Origin of the sequence: Pseudomonas sp. FYR_5, from assembly GCF_043106315.1 — a bacterium.
In the GTDB taxonomy this organism is placed as follows: domain Bacteria; phylum Pseudomonadota; class Gammaproteobacteria; order Pseudomonadales; family Pseudomonadaceae; genus Aquipseudomonas; species Aquipseudomonas putida_Y.
This window is the reverse complement of record NZ_JBICMK010000003.1, coordinates 1-17,808: the sequence shown is the minus strand read 5'-3', so window position 1 is coordinate 17,808 and position 17,808 is coordinate 1. Positions and strand designations below refer to the sequence as shown.

Genomic DNA, 17,808 nt, shown 5'->3' with positions numbered 1-17,808 from the left:
GGCTGTGCCTGGCTTAAACGCTCCACTGGATGGACATTGCTATGGAAATTTTGGGTTCTTACTGGGCGGAGCACTGGTTGCTGGCCATCCTCATGCTTGGCGCGATCGCCTTCGTTGCAGGTTTCGTCGACAGCATTGCCGGTGGTGGTGGTTTGTTCCTGGTACCGGGCTTTCTGCTGGTTGGCATGCCGCCGCAGGTGGCACTGGGTCAGGAAAAACTGGTCAGTACCCTCGGCACACTGGCGGCTATACGAAACTTCCTGGCCAACAGCAAGATGGTCTGGCAGGTAGCGTTGGTCGGGGTGCCGTTTTCGCTGCTAGGCGCCTATCTGGGGGCTCACCTGATCGTATCGATCTCGCAGGAAACTGTGGGCAAGATCATCCTGGCACTGATCCCGCTCGGCATTCTCATTTTCCTTACTCCCAAGGACCGCCCGGTCGAGGAGCGCGAACTGTCATCGCGCATGCTGTTCACCGTGGTCCCGCTGACCTGCCTGGCCATTGGCTTCTATGACGGCTTCTTCGGCCCCGGCACCGGCAGCATGTTCATCATCGCTTTCCATTACCTGTTGCGCATGGACCTGGTCTCCAGTTCGGCCAACTCCAAAACCTTCAACTTCGCTTCCAACATCGGCGCGTTGGTCGCCTTCGTCAGCGCAGGCAAGGTCGTTTACCTGCTGGCATTGCCACTTGTGGCCTGCAACATCCTCGGTAACCACCTGGGCAGTTCCCTGGCCTTGCGTAAAGGTAACGACGTGGTGCGCAAGGTGTTGGTGTTCTCGATGCTCTGCCTGTTCACCAGCCTGGGCGTGAAGTACCTGACCTGACCCATTGATAGGAGATAACGAATGAAAACCGCATTTGTAACCGGTGCTTCCTCAGGCTTTGGCCGCGCCATCTGCTGCACTCTGATCGGCAAAGGCTACCGCGTGGTCGGTGGGGCCAGGCGCATGGACAAACTGAAAGCACTGGAGGCTGAACTGGGCGCCAATTTCATTCCGCTGGCGCTGGATGTCACTGATTCAGTATCGCTCGAGAAGGCGGTCGAGCAGATGCGTGAGGCGTCGCTGCAGATCGATCTGCTGGTCAACAACGCGGGGCTGGCGCTGGGCGTGGACCGTGCCCAAGCCAGCAGTGCCGCAAACTGGCAGCAGATGATCGACACCAACATCACCGGCCTGGCCATGGTCACCCACAAGATTCTGCCGCAGATGGTGGAAGCCGATAGCGGCATGATCATCAACATCGGCTCGATCGCCGGCACTTACCCCTATCCCGGCGGTAACGTGTATGGCGCCAGCAAGGCGTTCGTCCGCCAGTTCAGCCTCAACCTGCGTGCTGACCTGGCTGGCACCCGCGTGCGAGTGAGCAACATCGAGCCGGGGCTGTGCTCAGGCACTGACTTCTCGGTGGTGCGCCTGAATGGCGACCTTGACGCCGTGCAGGCCCTGTATCGGGATGTAGAGGCCCTCCTGCCGGAGGACATTGCAGCAACGGTAGCCTGGGTTGCCGAGCAGCCGGCGCATGTAAACATCAACACCATCGAGATCATGCCTGTGGCGCAGAGCAGTGCGGCACTGAATGTGGTGCGCAACCTGCCACGTACCTGATCGGTGCTGTACCACTGACTCAGGTCATCGCACCTTCTGGATTCTTGACTAGTCTTATCGTTTGGCGGCTATCAATTGGCCGCCACCGTGACTACCAAGAGGCGCCGGCAATGTTCCGTGCGTCCACCACCTGATCAGGAGTGCACGATGGACCTGAACCGTCGGCAGTTCTTCAAGGTCGCCGCCGTCGGCCTTGGAGGCTCGAGCCTTGCAGCGTTGGGCATGGCCCCGACGCCGGCATTCGCCGAGCAGGTGCGTCACTTCAAGCTGGCGCATACCAAAGAAACCCGTAACACCTGCCCATACTGTTCGGTCGGCTGCGGCCTGATCATGTACAGCCAGGGTGATGCGGGAAAAAACGTCAAACAGAACATCATCCATATCGAAGGGGACGCCGACCACCCGGTCAACCGCGGCACCCTCTGCCCGAAAGGCGCCGGCCTGTTGGACTTTATCCACAGCCCGAGCCGCCTGCAGTACCCCGAGGTTCGCAAGCCGGGCAGCAAAGAATGGGTGCGGGTCAGCTGGGACGAGGCGCTCGACCGCGTCGCCGACCTGATGAAGCAGGACCGCGATGCCAACTTCATCGAGAAGAACGCCCAAGGGCAAACAGTCAACCGCTGGCTCACCACCGGTTTTCTTGCTGCCTCCGCCGCCTCCAGCGAGGCTGGTTACCTGACCCACAAGGTCGTCCGCGCAACAGGCATGCTGGGGTTCGATAACCAGGCACGTGTCTGACATGGCCCGACGGTGGCAAGTCTTGCCCCGACGTACGGCCGTGGCGCCATGACCAACCACTGGTCCGATATCGCCAACGCGAATCTGGTCCTGGTGATGGGTGGCAACGCAGCAGAAGCGCACCCGTGCGGCTTCAAGTGGGTGACCGAGGCCAAGGCGCACAACAAGGCGCGGCTGATTGTGGTCGACCCGCGGTTTACCCGTACCGCTTCGGTGGCGGATTACTATGCACCGATCCGTACTGGTACCGACATCGCCTTCATGGGCGGGCTGATCAACTATCTGCTTAGCACAGACAAGATCCAGCACGAGTACGTGCGCAACTACACTGACGTGTCGTTCATCGTCAAAGAGAACTATGGCTTCGAGGACGGGCTGTTCAGCGGCTACGACGAGGCCAAGCGTGTGTACGCCGACAAGTCCGGTTGGGGTTACGAGTTGGGCGAGGACGGCTATGCCAAGGTCGACCCGACACTGCAGCACCCTCGCTGCGTGTTCCAGTTGATGAAGCAGCATTACAGCCGCTATACCCCGGAACTGGCGAGCATGACCTGTGGCATGCCACAGGACGCCATGATGAAGGTCTGGGAAGAGATCGCCTCCTGCTCGGTACCGGGCAAGACCATGACGATCCTCTATGCGCTCGGCTGGACGCAGCATTCGATCGGCGCGCAAATCATTCGTAGCGCGGCCATGGTCCAGTTGCTGCTGGGCAACGTCGGCATGCCGGGTGGCGGGGTCAATGCGTTGCGTGGACACTCCAACATCCAGGGCCTGACCGACCTCGGCCTGTTGTCCAACTTGCTGCCGGGTTACCTGACCTTGCCCGGCGATGCCGAGCAGGATTACGCCGCCTACATCGACAAGCGCGCCTCCAAGCCACTGCGCCCGGGCCAGCTGTCGTACTGGCAGAACTACGGCAAGTTCCACGTCAGCCTGATGAAAGCCTGGTACGGGGCCAACGCCACGGTAGAAAACAACTGGGGCTACGAGTGGCTACCCAAGCTCGACGTGCCGGGCTACGACGTGCTGCGCATGTTCGAGATGATGGACCAGGGCAAGGTCAACGGCTATATGTGCCAAGGTTTCAATCCGATTGCAGCGCTGCCGGACAAGAACCGTGTCACCGCGGCGATGAGTAAGCTCAAGTGGCTGGTGGTCATGGACCCGCTAGCTACCGAGACATCGGAGTTCTGGCGCAATGCCGGGCCGTTCAACGACGTCGACACGGCCAATATCCAGACCGAAGTGATCCGCTTGCCCACTACCTGTTTCGCCGAGGAAGACGGGTCGCTGGTCAACAGCAGCCGTTGGCTGCAATGGCACTGGAAGGGCGCAGACGGCCCGGGCGAGACCCGTACCGACGTGCACATCATGAGCGAGTTGTTCCTGCGCCTGCGCCAACGCTACCAGGCCGAGGGCGGCGCCTACCCCGACCCGATAATGAACATCAGCTGGCCGTACAAGATACCTGAGGAGCCATCCCCGGAGGAGTTGGCCAAGGAGATGAACGGCTGGGCGGTGGCCGATGTCACCGACCCGACTGGCGCGGTGATCAAGGCGGGCCAGCAACTGGCGGGCTTCGGCCAGCTCAAGGACGATGGCAGCACCGCGTCTGGCTGCTGGATCTTCGCCGGCTGCTGGACCGAACAGGGCAACCAGATGGCTCGCCGCGACAACAGCGACCCGTATGGCATGCACCAGGTGCAGAACTGGGCCTGGGCCTGGCCGGCCAACCGCCGCATCCTCTACAACCGGGCCTCCAGCGACCCGCAAGGCAAGCCTTGGGACCCGGAGAAAAAGCGCCTGGTGTGGTGGAACGGCAAGGCCTGGACCGGCACCGACGTGCCGGATTTCAAGGTCGACTCGCCGCCCGAAGCGGGGATGAACCCGTTCATCATGAACCCCGAAGGCGTGGCGCGTTTCTTTGCCATCGACAAAATGGCCGAAGGCCCGTTCCCCGAGCACTATGAGCCATTCGAAACACCGATCGGCATCAACCCGCTGCACCCGCAGAACAAGAAGGCCACCAGCAACCCGGCCGGGCGCATCTTCGATTCTGTATGGGACACCCTCGGCACGCACGACGAGTTCCCCTATGCGGCGACCACCTACCGGCTGACCGAGCATTTCCACTTCTGGAGCAAGCATTGCCGGCTCAACGCCATTGCCCAGCCCGAGCAGTTCGTCGAGATCGGCGAGGTGCTGGCCAACGAGAAAGGCATCAAGGCCGGCGACCGGGTACGGGTGTCGAGCAAGCGTGGGCATATCGATGCGGTGGCGGTGGTAACCAAGCGGATTCGCCCGCTGCAGGTCAACAATCAGACCGTGCACCAGATCGGCATCCCGCTGCACTGGGGCTTCACCGGCGTTACCCGGCATGGCTACTTGACCAATACCTTGGTGCCGTTCCTCGGTGATGGCAACACGCAGACGCCAGAGTCCAAGTCGTTCCTCGTCAAAGTGGAGAAACTCTGATGGCCAGCCAAGACATCATCGCCCGCTCGGCCACCACTACCGTCCCGCCCTCGGTGCGTCAGCAGCAGGAGGTCGCCAAGCTGATCGACACTACCAAGTGCATCGGCTGCAAGGCCTGCCAGGTGGCGTGCTCGGAGTGGAATGAACTGCGTGACGAGGTTGGCCATAACCACGGCACCTACGACAACCCCCAGGACCTCACTGCCGAGACCTGGACACTGATGCGCTTTACCGAGCACGAGCGCGACGACGGCAACCTGGAGTGGCTGATCCGCAAGGACGGCTGTATGCACTGTGCCGACCCAGGTTGCCTGAAGGCCTGCCCTAGCCCGGGTGCGATCATCAAGCACGCCAACGGTATCGTCGACTTCAACCAGGACCACTGCATCGGCTGCGGCTACTGCATCGCCGGCTGCCCGTTTGACATCCCGCGCATCTCGCAGAAAGACCACAAGGCGTACAAGTGCACCCTGTGTTCCGATCGCGTGAGCGTGGGGTTGGAGCCGGCGTGCGTGAAAACCTGCCCTACCGGTGCGATCGTGTTCGGCAGCAAGGACGAGATGAAAGTGCATGCGGCCGAGCGCATCGTCGATCTGAAGTCGCGGGGCTACGACAACGCCGGGTTGTACGACCCGGACGGCGTCGGTGGTACCCACGTGATGTATGTGCTGCACCATGCCGACACGCCGAAGCTGTATGCCGGCCTGCCGGACCAGCCAGTGATCAGCCCGTTGGTGGGGTTGTGGAAGGGCTTCACCAAGCCGCTGGCGCTGCTGGCCATGGGTGCGGCGGTGCTGGCGGGGTTCTTCCACTATGTGCGCATTGGCCCACAGCGGGTTGAGGAGGATGAGCACCCGACACCGCCGGACGAAAGCGTGCATCAAGTGGACCCGTCGGTCCATGTCTATGATCCGAAGCAGCCCGGTGGGCAAGGGGAGCAGCGGCCATGAACGACAACAAACCCATCCTGCGCTACAACGCCAACGAGCGTAGCAACCACTGGGTGGTGGCGATCCTGTTCATCCTGGCTGGGCTGTCGGGGCTTGCGCTGTTCCATCCGGCGCTATTCTGGCTCAGCAACCTGTTCGGCGGCGGGCCGTGGACGCGCATTCTGCATCCCTTCATCGGGGTAGCGATGTTCGTGTTCTTCCTCGGCCTGGTAGTGCGCTTCTGGCGGGCCAACTTCATCACTGCCAACGACCGCCTGTGGCTGCGCCGGGTGGACCGGGTAATGCGCAACGAGGAGGAGGGGGTGCCGCCGGTCGGCAAATACAATGCCGGGCAGAAGCTGCTGTTCTGGACCCTGCTGGTGTGCATGCTGGTGCTGCTGATCAGTGGCGTGGTGATCTGGCGGGCATACTTCAGCCATTGGTTTGGCATCGATGCCATTCGTTTGTCTGCGCTGTTGCATGCGCTGGCGGCCTTCGTGCTGATTCTCAGCATCATCGTGCACATCTACGCCGGCATCTGGATCAAGGGCTCGATCGGCGCCATGCTGCATGGCTGGGTCAGCCGCGCCTGGGCACGCAAGCATCATGAGTTGTGGTACCGCGAAGTGACCGGCGAAAAGACGCCGGGTGATCACGGACGAAAAAAAGGATGAGCGCTTGAGCATCATACTTGAACCCGGGCAGATCGAAGCGTCGGCGGTCACGCCGCCATTTCTGCACCTGCCTGCTGGCAACCTGTTTGAACTGCGCGCCGCCCGCCTGGAGCAACTGGCTGAGGGCAACGCGCTTGGCGACTACCTGAGGTTGATTGCGCGTTTATGCCGCATCCAGCAGCAGCTTGTGGATAACCCGCCCAGCGGCTTGCCCGTGGCCGAGGAGCGTCAGCGCCTGTGCATGGACCATGGTTTGCCGCCGCTGGCGGCTGACAGCCTGGTGCGTGAAGGGCCGTGGCTGGTCTGGTTGCAGGCACTGCTAGAGCACCTCAGCGGCGAACGCAGTGGCCCGCTGGGTGAGGCGCTGCAGCTGCTACGAGGCAGTGATGACTATCAGCGCAAGGGCTGGGGCATTGCTTTGCTGGCAGGCCAGTACGATGGTGTGCCCGCAGCACTGGTGCCGTTCCTCGGGGCCGCGTTGCAGGCGGCTTGGTCCAGCTGGTTGCTGGCGCTGCCCGTACACCAGCTCAAGCCTGCCGGCAGCCTGGCTCAATGCCCGGCTTGTGGTTCGCCGGCGATGGCCGGGGTGGTGCGCAACCGTGGAAAGCACAACGGCTTGCGTTACCTGGCCTGTTCGTTGTGTGCCTGTGAGTGGCATGTTGTGCGAGTCAAGTGTGTGTACTGCGAGTCGAGCAAGGACTTGCGTTACACCAGCCTTGAGGATGATCGCCATGCACCCGGCAAGGCGCCACTGCGCGCCGAGTGCTGCCCAGGTTGCGACAGCTACCTGAAGCAGAACTACCTGGAGAACGATGCGGCGGCCGAGCCGCTGGCCGACGACCTGGCCAGCCTGGCCTTGGATATACGCCTGGACGGGGAGGGTTTCCATCGCCTGGCGCCCAACCTGATGCTCGCCCCGGGTAGTGGGTGAGGGTCTACACTGAAACACCGACTTGCCTTCGTAGCTACAGGTAATTGCGCCAACCTTCAGGATGACGCTGTACTTGTAGGAGCGGGTTCACCCGCGAATGGGCCAGCACAGACAACGGATCAGTCCAAGGTAGTACCGCATGTCCAACAGCCTAGCCAGCGACACCCCACGCCTTCCGTCCATCGATACCCTCCTGCGCCACCCGGCTTGCCTCCCGCTGATCGACCGCCACGGTCGCGACGCCGTGCTGACTACCCTGCGCCAGTTGCTCGACGACCTGCGCGAGCCCGCCCGTAATGGCGAACTCGGCAGCGCCGAGCTGGCCCCGGAAATCCTCCTTGGCCGCAGCGGCGAACGCCTCGCCCTCCAGCAACGTAGCCAGGTTCGCCGCGTGTTCAATCTCACCGGCACCGTGCTGCACACCAACCTGGGCCGCGCCTTGCTACCGGAAGAAGCCATCGAGGCCATGCGGACCGCCGCTCGTTATCCGCTCAACCTGGAATTCGACCTGGCCACCGGTAAACGGGGTGATCGTGATGACCTGATCGAAGGCTTGATCCGCGAGTTGACCGGTGCCGAAGCCGTCACCGTGGTCAACAACAATGCCGCCGCCGTGCTGCTAGCGCTCAACAGCCTGGGCGCGCGCAAGGAAGGCATCATCTCTCGCGGCGAGCTGATCGAGATCGGTGGTGCCTTCCGGATTCCCGACATCATGGCCCGTGCCGGCGTCAAGCTGCATGAGGTCGGTACCACCAACCGTACTCACGCCCGCGACTACGAGGCCGCCATCGGTCCGCGCACTGGCCTGCTGATGCGGGTGCATTGCAGTAATTACAGCATCCAGGGCTTCACCACCCAGGTGGCTACTGCCGAGCTGGCACGTATCGCCCACCAACATGAATTGCCGCTGCTTGAAGACTTGGGCAGCGGTAGCCTGCTCGACCTTACCCGCTGGGGCCTGCCCGCCGAACCCACGGTACGCCAGGCCCTGGCCGATGGTGCCGATATCGTCACCTTCAGTGGCGACAAACTGCTGGGTGGTCCGCAGGCCGGGATCATCGTCGGCCATAAGGACCTGATCACCAGGATCAAGAAAAATCCGCTCAAGCGTGCGTTGCGCGTCGACAAGATCACCCTCGCTGCACTCGAGGCGGTGCTGGCGCTGTACCGCAATCCCGATCGCCTGGCCGAGCGCCTGCCCAGTCTGCGCTTGCTGACTCGCAACCAGGCCGAGATCCAGGCCCAGGCCGAGCGCCTGGCGCCTGAACTCAAGGCGCGCCTCGGTGAGCAATGGGCAATCAGCGTAGAGCCTGCGTTGGGCATGATCGGCAGTGGCAGCCAGCCGGTTGCGCGCTTGCCCAGTGCTGCGCTGTGCCTGCGCCCGCAAGTGTCGAAGAAGCTGCGCGGGCGCAGCCTGCATGTGCTGGAGCGAGCCCTGCGCGACCTGCCGGTGCCGGTGCTGGGCCGGATTGACGACGATGCCCTGTGGCTGGACCTGCGCCAACTGGATGACGAAACCCAGTGGCTGGCCCAGTTACCAGCTCTGCAGCTGGGGCCGGTGCAGTGATCGTTGGAACCGCTGGCCACATCGACCATGGCAAGACCGCACTGCTGCAGGCGCTAACTGGCCAAGCCGGCGACCAGCGGCAGGAGGAGCGTTCCCGTGGCATGACCATCGACCTTGGCTACCGCTATGCGGCGCTGAGCGAAGGCGCGCCGTTGACCGGCTTCATCGATGTGCCGGGCCACGAGCGTTTTATCCATAACATGCTGGCCGGCGCCCATGGCATCGATCTGGTGCTGTTGGTAGTGGCTGCCGACGACGGGGTCATGCCGCAGACCCGTGAGCACCTGGCGATCATCGAGCTGCTGGGTATTCCCCAGGCCTTGGTGGCGATCAGCAAATGCGACCGGGTCGAGCCGTCGCGCCTGGCCGAGGTGCAGATGCAAGTCAGTGAACTGCTGGCGCGTGGGCCGTATGGCGGTGCGCGGCAGTTTCCGCTGTCGAGCATCAGCGGGGAGGGCGTGGGAGCGTTGCGCCAAGCCCTGCTGGAGGCCGAAGCAGGTACGCGGCAACGCAGTGTGCACGGTGGTTTTCGCCTGGCCGTCGACCGTGCCTTTGCGGTTACCGGCGCGGGTGTGGTGGTCACCGGCACGGCACTGGCAGGGCGGGTCAGTGCGGGTGATACGTTGCTGCTGGGCAAGGCTGGCAAAGTGGTGCGCGTGCGTGGCCTGCATGCTCAGAACCAGGCCGCGTTGGTGGCAGAAGCCGGTCAACGGGTGGCGCTGAACATCGCTGCCGAGCGCCTGGCCGTGGAGCAGGTGCACCGGGGCGACTGGCTGGTGCCCGAGTGGTTGCATGCGCCCAGTGTTCGGGTGGATATCGAGCTGAACCTGTTACCTGATGAGACGCGTACTTTCGAACATTTCAGCGCCGTGCATGTGCACCTCGGCACTCAGGATGTCACGGCCCGGGTCGCCTTGCTCGAAGGCGAAAGCCTGGCTGCCGGCCAGCGCATGTTTGCCCAGTTGTTGCTCAACGCGCCGTTGCAGGCCGTGCACGGCGACCGCCTGGTGCTGCGCGATCAGCGTGCTCAGCGCACATTGGGCGGCGGCAAGGTGCTCGACCCGTTCGCACCAAGCCGCCAACGCCGTAGCGATGCCCGTCTGCAGCAGTTGCAGGTGCTGCGCGACGCAGCGGATCTGGAGCAGGCACTGCCAGCACTGCTCGCCAGTGCACCGGGCGGCATTAGCCCGCAGCGGCTCGAGCGGCAGTTCAACCGCCTGCGGGAAACCTGGCAGTTACCGGACAATGTGCGGGTGGTGGCCACCCGGCAGGGCCAACTGTTGTTCGCCAACGCCCAATGGCAGGCGCTCAAGCAGCAGGTTCTGGAACAGCTGGCGCGCTTTCACGAGCAAGAGCCTGACCAGCTCGGCCCTGACCGTGATCGCTTGCGGCGCTTTGTAGCCTTGCCCCTGGAACGGCCGGCATTCGTCAGCCTGCTGGATGAGCTGCTCGACGACAGCGCCATCGCCAGCAGTGGACCATGGCTGCATCTGCCCGATCACAAGGTCCAGTTGAGCGAAGCCGACAGTGCATTGTGGGCACGTCTGCAGCCGAAGTTGATCGCAGGGCAATATGACCCACCTTGGGTCAGGACACTGGCGAGTGAGGAGAACCGTGCCGAAGCCGATGTGCGCCTGTTATTGCGCAAGTTGGCGCGGCTGGGCTTGGTACATCAGGTGGTGCGCGACCTGTTCTACCCAGAGGCGACGCTACAGCGCATCGCAGCGTTGATGCTGGGGCAGGCCAGCGAAACGACGATAGTGCAGGTTTCTGCGTTTCGCGATATGTTGGGCATCGGTCGCAAGCGCAGTGTGCAGATTCTGGAATACTTCGACCGTATCGGCCTGACCCGGAGGGTGGCCGACCAGCGTCACATCCGCGCCGACAGCGCCCTGGCCCAACAGCAGGCCAGGCACTGAGTTCAAGGAAGGCAATCGCGCCCGGTGGCGCGGCCGGGCTTCAAACCCGGTTGGGGACGGCAGCCGTTCCCGGGCAGGTTCGACTCCCGCTGCCTTCCGCCATTTTTTCACCCTTTAGGGCCTCTTCGCGGGTGAACCCGCTCCTACACAGGAAACGCTATCGTCGTAGGAGCGGGTTTACCCGCGAAGAGGCCCTCAAAGGCGCTGATCAAGCCCGTTCGCCACACAAATCCAGGACAAACCAGCGGTCTGCTGCGTCAGCATCCAACCCTGCGCCCAGCAGTGCCACCATCTTGCCCAGTGCTGCTTCACGGGTCATGCCACCGCCACTGACCAGCCCGGCCCCGCGCAAGCGGTTGCCCGCTGCATAGGTGTCGAACACCACCGAGCCTTCCGGGCACTGGCTGATCGCTGCCAGCATCACGCCGCGCTGGCGCGCTGCGCTCAGAACATTCAGCAGCGCCTGGTCATCCGACGGCCCGGTACCGCTGCCGTAGCACTCCAGCAGCAAACCCTGCACACCACTGTCGATCAAGGCCTGCAAATGCCCGGCCTGCAGCCCTGGGAACACTGGCACGACCGCCAGGTTGACCGGCTTGCGCGGCTGCCTGTAGCCCAGCTCGGCAGGGATCGTATCGGCCCGCTCAGCGTCACGATGGCGTGGCAGCGCCGCAAAGGCATCGAACGCTTCGCTGCGCAGCTTCGACGCCCGACAGCCATGCAGCAGCTGACCGTGGAAGTACAGCTGCACGCCCTCTTCCAGGCCTTGTTCGAACTGGCGCAATGCGCCGCACAGGTTGTCCCAGGCATCGCTGTCCGGGGCACCTGCCGGCAGCATCGAGCCGGTCAGCAACACTGGTACGGGCAAGCCAAGCAACAGGAACGACAACGCTGCAGCGCTGTAGGCCATGCTGTCGGTGCCGTGCAGCACCAGCACGCCATCGTGGCCCGCTACATCCACCGCCTCGACGATGGCATCGCGCATCGCCAGCCAGTTGTGCTGTTGCATGTTGGCGCTGTCGAGCAGCGGGTCCAGCTCGTGCAGCGTCCATTGCACCTGGGGTGCATTGGCCATCTGGGCAAAGTGTTCACGCATCCGCGCTTCAAAACCACCGGCCGGTGCCAGGCCTTCGGGGGTTTCGAGCATGCCGATGGTGCCACCGGTATAGAGAACGAGAAGATTCTTTACTGCGCGCATGGAAAGCATCCGTAGCAGTGAGCGGAGAAAGAAAAGCCGCCCGCGGAAGGGGCGGCTGGGCAGGGGAGGATATCAGCGCTGCGGCTGAACTTGGCCGACTGCTTTGTCAGTGGCTGTTTCCACCTGAGGATTGGCAGGCCAGGCATTGCGGTCCAGGTCCAGGTCGGCAAACTTGGACGAGTCGAACACAGGCTGCTTTACACCGGCCTTGCGCTGGTCGTCGTAGTCGCGCATGACTCGCAGGCCGACCTTGAACAACATGGCCAGGGCCACCAGGTTGACGAAGGCCAGGCAGGTCATGGTGATGTCGGCGAAGGCGAACACGGTCGACAGGTCTTGCATCGAACCCCACACGACCAGTGCCAGCACCAGGCCACGGAACACCATCAACACTACGCGGTTACGGCTGAGGAACTGCAGGCTGTTCTCGCCGAGGTAGTAGTTGTAGAGGATGCAGGTGAAGACGAACAGCGACAGCGCCACGCTGACGAACACCCGGCCCCAGTCACCGACTACGGCGGCCAGCGAGTTCTGGGTCAGGACAATGCCGTCGCCCTCGAAGCCCGGGGTGTAGAAGCCCGAAAGCAGGATCAGCAGTGCGGTGCAGGTGCAGATCAGGAAGGTGTCGAGGAACACGCTGAAGGCCTGGACCACGCCCTGCGCGCCCGGGTGTTTCACGGCAGCCACGGCAGCGACGTTTGGCGCACTGCCCAGGCCGGCTTCGTTGGCGAACACGCCACGCTTCACACCCATGACGATAGCGCTGCCGAGCAGGCCGCCGAAAGCCGGGTCGAGGCCGAAGGCGCTCTTGAAGATGGTTTCAAGCATGGCTGGCACGTGTTCGATCTGGGTGCCGATCACGTACAAGGTCACGCCGATGTAGGCCAGGGTCTTGACGGGTACCAGCAGGTCCGACACCGCCGCGATGCGCTTGATGCCGCCGATGAAGGTGATGGCCATCAGCACGGCCAGGACAATACCGCTGTGGCTTGGGTCGAAGGCAAAGGCGTTCTGCAGCGAATGGGTCATGGTGTACGACTGCAGGCCGATGAAGGCGAAGCCGTAGGTGACCAGCAGCAAGACCGAGAACACGATGGCCATGTTCTTGCGTTTCAGCCCGTGCTGGATGTAATAGGCCGGGCCGCCACGGTACAGGCCATCGCCATCAGCGCGCTTATACACCTGGGCGAGGGTGCATTCGAAGAAGCTGCTGGACATGCCTACCAGTGCGGTGACCCACATCCAGAACACCGCACCTGGGCCACCCAGGGTGACTGCGATACCGACACCGGCGATGTTGCCGGCGCCCACGCGGCCGGCCAGGCTCAGCATCAGGGCCTGGAAGGAGCTCAGCTGGCCTGCCTGGCCACGCAGCGATTCCTTGAACACGCTGAACATATGGGTGAAGTGGCGGAACTGGACGAACCGGGAGCGGATGGTGAAGTAGCTACCCAGCCCTACGATCAGCACGATGAGGAGTTTCCCCGAAAGGAAATCGTTGATTACTTCGAGCATTGGAAAATGACCTCGATTCTTATTCTTCGTGTGGAAAGACCAGCGGACGGCAGGCGCACCGCTATTCGTTGGGGCGCATGGTTGGCTATGACAAGAGTGGTTACAATTTCGCGGATTGCTCTGACTTGATGCGAGTTGATGCTACAATGGCGTCATTCGCGTCACCTGGATCCCGCATATGAGCGATCATTTCGCTACCAACCTCAAACTTGCCTGCAGCCACTACCGCTCTATTTCCGAAGTTTGCCGCCAGCTCTCGATCAACCGCGCGCAGTTCAACAAGTACCTGAGCGGGCAAAGCCGTCCGACGGCTTTCAACCTGAAGCGTATCGGCGACTTCTTCGGTGTCGAGGATTACGAACTGAACCTGCCCGCCGAGCAGTTCGCCCGTCTGATCGGTGCGCGGGTATCGCCCCGGGCCCAGCAGTCCAGTGACCCGATCAGCGAGTTGTTCCGCCCGTTGCACGAACATGGCGGCAACCTTTCGCGCTATTGCGGTTACTACTTCGAGTACTCCAACTGCATGTCGGTGCCGGGCACGATCCTCGTGTCGCTGGTGCACCTGTGGGAAGAACGCGGCCGTTTTCTGTTCGAGCGCCAGGAACGGCAGGAGCGCTCCAGCGCCACCGATCAGCATGCCGAGGTACGCTGTCGCTACCTGGGGGCGGCGTTCCAGTTGCAGGACCGGATGTTCCTCATCGACTACGAGTCGCTGACGTTCAACGAGATGAGCCAGACCATCCTCATCCCCAGCTTCAAAAGCCGCATCACCCGGTTGAATGGCCTGAAGGCCGGCGTATCCAGCGGCGACCGGCGCAACCCGGCCTGTACCCGGGTGGTATGGGAATACCTGGGCGAGGAGATCAATCGCATCAATGCGTATCGACAGGTGAAACTGTACCGGCCGGATGATCCACGCATAGACGACGATGTGCGTAAGCGGTTGAGTGTGGCGCCGTTGCGCGATGGTCTGTTCGAGATCGAGTAATGCTCAACGCCTTAAGCATTGTCGAGGATGAACGTTGCTACTGCGTCCGCAACCTGGTCCGCTATCGCTGGAGCCCTGCGCAAATGTGCCGCGATGCCATGGTCGCAGTCGGTAAGAAACAGGCATTGCAAGCGCGACGCTGAAACTGCTCGCATCAAGGCGAGGGTAACTTCTTCAGGAATCGGGCTATAGCGTTCAGTGCCGGCAATCCACAGGTTGCCAGCGCTGGTGCCAGGGCCTTTACCGAATCTCTGGGAGTTGAGCCCGTCGTACTCGCCGATCACCATCAATACTCTTCCACGAAACTGGTTGAGGAAGGTGTAGCTATCGCTCTCCAGAAAACCGAAAGGCTTGTTGATGGCAGCAGTGAAGGCTGGGCCGAACGGCGCCTGGTAGGCGTGGTCTGGATAAACTGCTGGGCAGATTAATACGATGTTGTCCACTTGTGGCAACTGTGCTGCAAGCTTGAGCGTAATTGCCGCGCCAAGGCTGTGGCCTATGAGCGTTCGGCATCGAGGCGCGATATGCGCGTGGAAACGCTGTGCTTCATCAAGGTTCGTAGCCAGTGACGGCGACATTGCGCCTGGCTCGCTGGCGAGGCTATGACCTGACAGATTGCCAGTGAGTGAACCAATGCCTGCGGCTTGTAGGCGATAAAGCAGGGGGTTGAGCCGGGTAAAGTCGGAACGCGCTCCCCCCAAAACGAATGCTGGAGCTGCGCGCTCGATATCAGGTACCAGCAATCGCGCCTGTTGCTGATAGTTTCCAAAGACTTCATTGATGAACAGCTCTTTGCCTGGAGCGGGCTCGTCAAACTGCCACTTCATGCGCTGCGGGGAAGTCTTTTGAATGTGCATGGTGCTCTCTAGAAGAACTGGTTGAGCCATTCGCCGAGCGGGTTGCCCGTATCGAGCAGCAGTTTGAGTGCCATGATGCAGTAGACGCTGACCAGCAGCGGTTTTATGAGGCGCGAGCCGAAGCGTACTGCGCAGCGTGCCCCCAATTGCGCGCCCAGAAAGGCGGCGAGCGCCATTGCCAGCGCCAGCGGCCAGATGATCGCCCCGCTGAGAGAAAAGACTGACAATGCGCCCAGGTTACAGGCTGCGTTCAAAAGCTTGCTGGTGCATACGGCTTGAATGAGGTGCTGGCCCAGGAGGACCACGCAAGCCAGCATGAAGAACGAGCCGACTCCAGGGCCGAAGATGCCGTCATAAAAGCCAATGAATGGTGCAGCCGTCACGCAGAATAGGCTAGTCGATACCTTTGCCTTGCGCGCTTGTTCATTCGGCTTTGGGCTGAAGGCAAAGTAGGCGGCGATAAGGATCAGCAGTGGTGGGACGCACGCCTGCAAAACGCTTTTGGGGACGTAAGTTATCGACAAGGCTCCCAACGCCCCACCGATGAACGACATGACAGCCATGGGACTGCCTCGTCTCCAGTCGATCATGCCTTTGCGGGCGAAGGCGCACGTAGCCGAAACCGTAGCCGAAGCTGCCTGGAACTTGTTTGTGGCAATAGCTGCCAAGGGTTCTACACCGGCAATGAACAGCACCGGGAGCGTGATAAGGCCACCGCCGCCGGCGATAGCATCAAAAAAGCCGGCCATCAGTGCAACCAGTGCGAGTAGCAGAACAAACGTCAAGTCGATTTCGATCATGGGGTATTTCCTGTGCTCAACCACGGACCAGCAGCGGGTCTTCAGCGAGCACCAACGGTACGGCGAAGGGGGAGTATCCGAACTGACGGATAAGCAGGCGCCGGTTGTCCTGGACCTTGTCGCGGCCGTGCAAGGCTCGGCTGTTGTTGATCAACAGTGCGCTATCAGGTTGCAGGGCAAACGTCAGCGGTTGTGCAGTGCTCAGTGCTTTTTGAAAGGCGCTGAACGCGCGCGCCGCAGCGTTGCAGGCACGTTCATTCAGACTGAAGCGATAGCTGTTGTATCGAACAGAGAAACCACCATTGGGCTCGAACTGCAGCATTGAAACTGCTTTGCCAGCATTGCCCTGTCCCTGAGCGAAGCAGTCACTGCGTGTGAAGTCGAAAGACTTTGAAGTCAGCGCAAGTGTGTCCAGGTTACTCAAGCGTTCGATGATTTCCCGGAGTGGGAAGACATTCGTAGGTTCATTGGCGGGGTTCCAGCGCGCAGTGAGAATCAGTGCTGAGGGAGCAGGGGAGTGAGCGTTGCTGGCGTTTGTTGAGCAGTTGTAAGGTGCTTCAGTGTGTGGCCCTAAGCGCAAGCCCGCATGCGAGCTGGTTTCAACCTCCAGGCAGGGATCTTCGTCGGGTCGCGGGACGCGGCCACCGCCCTTGAAGTTGCCGACCAGGCGGACCTGTTTGCCATCGTTGTCGATATCGAAGGCGAAACTGCGGTGGCGTACGAGCTCCAGCAGCAGTTGATTGCGCGAGGCAAGGTATTGGCTGCGAGGGCTTTGCGCCAGGGCGGTAATGTCGGGTAGGTATTCTGGTATTGGCTCGTTGGCACAGTGCATCTGCCTGTACATCAAGGCAGATAGATGGCCTTCACTGAAGCGCCGGAGGAGCGCACGCTGTTCTTCACTCAAGGCTTTTTCGAGTTGATCGGCGAATATACGAGCCTGAAGTGCTACTCCTTTAGCCTCCGGTCCACCCAAATCAGCAAGGGTTTGGCTTGCAAAGGCTATGGCCTGGCTTTGCTCTGGGTAAAAATCCAGGTACGCAGCTTCGGAATGAGGCATTGAACGTTCCTTGTAGTTTTTTTGTGAGGCTCCCTGCCTGGCAAGTGGGGAGTCGACTATTCAATGCAGTTATGCCGATACGTGGAAGTCAGCCCATTCCTTGTGTGTCGTAGGAGATTTCTGCCTGTGGCGGTATTGAACGGTGAAACTGTGGAATCGCTCGGAAGTGTCAGATTTTTTGTGTGCGGGCCGGTAACGGCCTGCCGTCAGGCAGGCCTTGATTTCACCAGGTTGGCCTGATGAACCGGTCTCCGTACAGAATCGCAAATTGATTCATCGCGCTTTTCCAATCATGGGCCGGTTTCCCCCAATTGGCTGTTATGTTGCGCAATCCCAGCCAAATCAGTTTGGTCGCTGCGTCATCATTCGGGAAGTGCCCGCGAGTCTTGATGACCTTGCGTAGCTGGGCGTTGATGCTCTCGATGGCGTTGGTGGTGTAAATCACCTTCCTGATGGCCGGTGGGAAGACGAAAAATGGAATCACTCGATCCCAGGCGCGCCTCCAGGCAGCCACCACCGTCGGATATTTCTCTCCCCACGGCCCGTT

The 17,808-nt window shown here is 61.5% G+C and carries 15 protein-coding genes and 1 tRNA gene; 10 read left to right on the top strand and 6 right to left on the bottom strand.

Features of this window, described 5'->3' with window-relative positions; translation table 11 throughout:
* The first annotated feature begins 41 nt into the window (after positions 1-41).
* The 9 genes from ACF8RA_RS00160 (at position 42) to ACF8RA_RS00120 (ending at position 10,948) form a co-directional block, all read left to right on the top strand.
* The gene (locus tag ACF8RA_RS00160) at positions 42-827 is read left to right on the top strand and encodes a TSUP family transporter (RefSeq protein ID WP_021783899.1); all 786 of its coding nucleotides are present in this window, start codon (positions 42-44) and stop codon (positions 825-827) included.
* A gap of 21 nt (positions 828-848) precedes the next feature.
* On the top strand, positions 849-1,610 hold the full coding sequence (locus ACF8RA_RS00155; protein WP_176684329.1) for an SDR family NAD(P)-dependent oxidoreductase: 762 nt from the start codon (positions 849-851) through the stop codon (positions 1,608-1,610).
* 147 nt (positions 1,611-1,757) lie between these two features.
* Positions 1,758-4,826, top strand: coding sequence for a formate dehydrogenase-N subunit alpha (gene fdnG / locus ACF8RA_RS00150; RefSeq protein WP_392518662.1), 3,069 nt, complete (start codon positions 1,758-1,760; stop codon positions 4,824-4,826).
* Entirely contained in the window at positions 4,826-5,776 is a 951-nt protein-coding gene (gene fdxH / locus ACF8RA_RS00145) for a formate dehydrogenase subunit beta (RefSeq protein ID WP_392518661.1), read from the top strand. The genes fdnG and fdxH overlap by 1 nt, the downstream gene beginning before the upstream one ends.
* Complete coding sequence (locus ACF8RA_RS00140; RefSeq protein WP_392518660.1) at positions 5,773-6,429, top strand: formate dehydrogenase subunit gamma; 657 nt, start codon at positions 5,773-5,775, stop codon at positions 6,427-6,429. The genes fdxH and ACF8RA_RS00140 overlap by 4 nt, the downstream gene beginning before the upstream one ends.
* A 4-nt stretch (positions 6,430-6,433) precedes the next feature.
* Positions 6,434-7,360, top strand: coding sequence for a formate dehydrogenase accessory protein FdhE (gene fdhE / locus ACF8RA_RS00135; protein ID WP_392518659.1), 927 nt, complete (start codon positions 6,434-6,436; stop codon positions 7,358-7,360).
* A gap of 139 nt (positions 7,361-7,499) precedes the next feature.
* Positions 7,500-8,927: an L-seryl-tRNA(Sec) selenium transferase gene (selA, locus tag ACF8RA_RS00130; RefSeq protein WP_176684334.1), complete on the top strand. Its 1,428-nt coding sequence runs from the start codon at positions 7,500-7,502 to the stop codon at positions 8,925-8,927.
* On the top strand, positions 8,924-10,846 hold the full coding sequence (gene selB, locus ACF8RA_RS00125) for a selenocysteine-specific translation elongation factor (protein ID WP_392487505.1): 1,923 nt from the start codon (positions 8,924-8,926) through the stop codon (positions 10,844-10,846). The genes selA and selB overlap by 4 nt, the downstream gene beginning before the upstream one ends.
* Before the next feature lie 6 nt (positions 10,847-10,852).
* A tRNA-Sec gene (locus tag ACF8RA_RS00120) sits at positions 10,853-10,948 on the top strand.
* 106 nt (positions 10,949-11,054) lie between these two features.
* Here the strand turns inward: ACF8RA_RS00120 and ACF8RA_RS00115 are convergent.
* Together ACF8RA_RS00115 and ACF8RA_RS00110 are read right to left on the bottom strand one after the other, a co-directional pair.
* Positions 11,055-12,053 (bottom strand): asparaginase, encoded by a 999-nt coding sequence (locus tag ACF8RA_RS00115; protein WP_392461598.1) that lies wholly within the window; start codon positions 12,051-12,053, stop codon positions 11,055-11,057.
* Between the two features lie 63 nt (positions 12,054-12,116).
* Positions 12,117-13,559 (bottom strand): sodium:alanine symporter family protein, encoded by a 1,443-nt coding sequence (locus ACF8RA_RS00110; RefSeq protein WP_176684337.1) that lies wholly within the window; start codon positions 13,557-13,559, stop codon positions 12,117-12,119.
* Between the two features lie 178 nt (positions 13,560-13,737).
* On the opposite strand from ACF8RA_RS00110, the gene ACF8RA_RS00105 reads away from it, so the two are divergent.
* Positions 13,738-14,547, top strand: a complete 810-nt coding sequence (locus tag ACF8RA_RS00105; RefSeq protein WP_176684338.1) for a helix-turn-helix transcriptional regulator — start codon at positions 13,738-13,740, stop codon at positions 14,545-14,547.
* Positions 14,548-14,558: 11 nt separating this feature from the next.
* On the opposite strand, the gene ACF8RA_RS00100 is transcribed toward ACF8RA_RS00105, so the two are convergent.
* The 4 genes from ACF8RA_RS00100 to ACF8RA_RS00085 all read right to left on the bottom strand — a co-directional run.
* The gene (locus ACF8RA_RS00100) at positions 14,559-15,404 is read right to left on the bottom strand and encodes an alpha/beta hydrolase (RefSeq protein ID WP_392518658.1); all 846 of its coding nucleotides are present in this window, start codon (positions 15,402-15,404) and stop codon (positions 14,559-14,561) included.
* A gap of 8 nt (positions 15,405-15,412) precedes the next feature.
* On the bottom strand, positions 15,413-16,204 hold the full coding sequence (locus ACF8RA_RS00095) for a TSUP family transporter (protein WP_392518657.1): 792 nt from the start codon (positions 16,202-16,204) through the stop codon (positions 15,413-15,415).
* Positions 16,205-16,220: 16 nt separating this feature from the next.
* Positions 16,221-17,261 carry a hypothetical protein gene (locus ACF8RA_RS00090; RefSeq protein WP_392461596.1) on the bottom strand — a complete coding sequence of 347 codons (1,041 nt, stop codon included), beginning with the start codon at positions 17,259-17,261 and terminating at the stop codon, positions 16,221-16,223.
* Between the two features lie 223 nt (positions 17,262-17,484).
* Positions 17,485-17,808 (bottom strand): transposase (locus ACF8RA_RS00085; protein ID WP_392518656.1); only part of this gene is annotated, 324 nt, incomplete at its 5' end.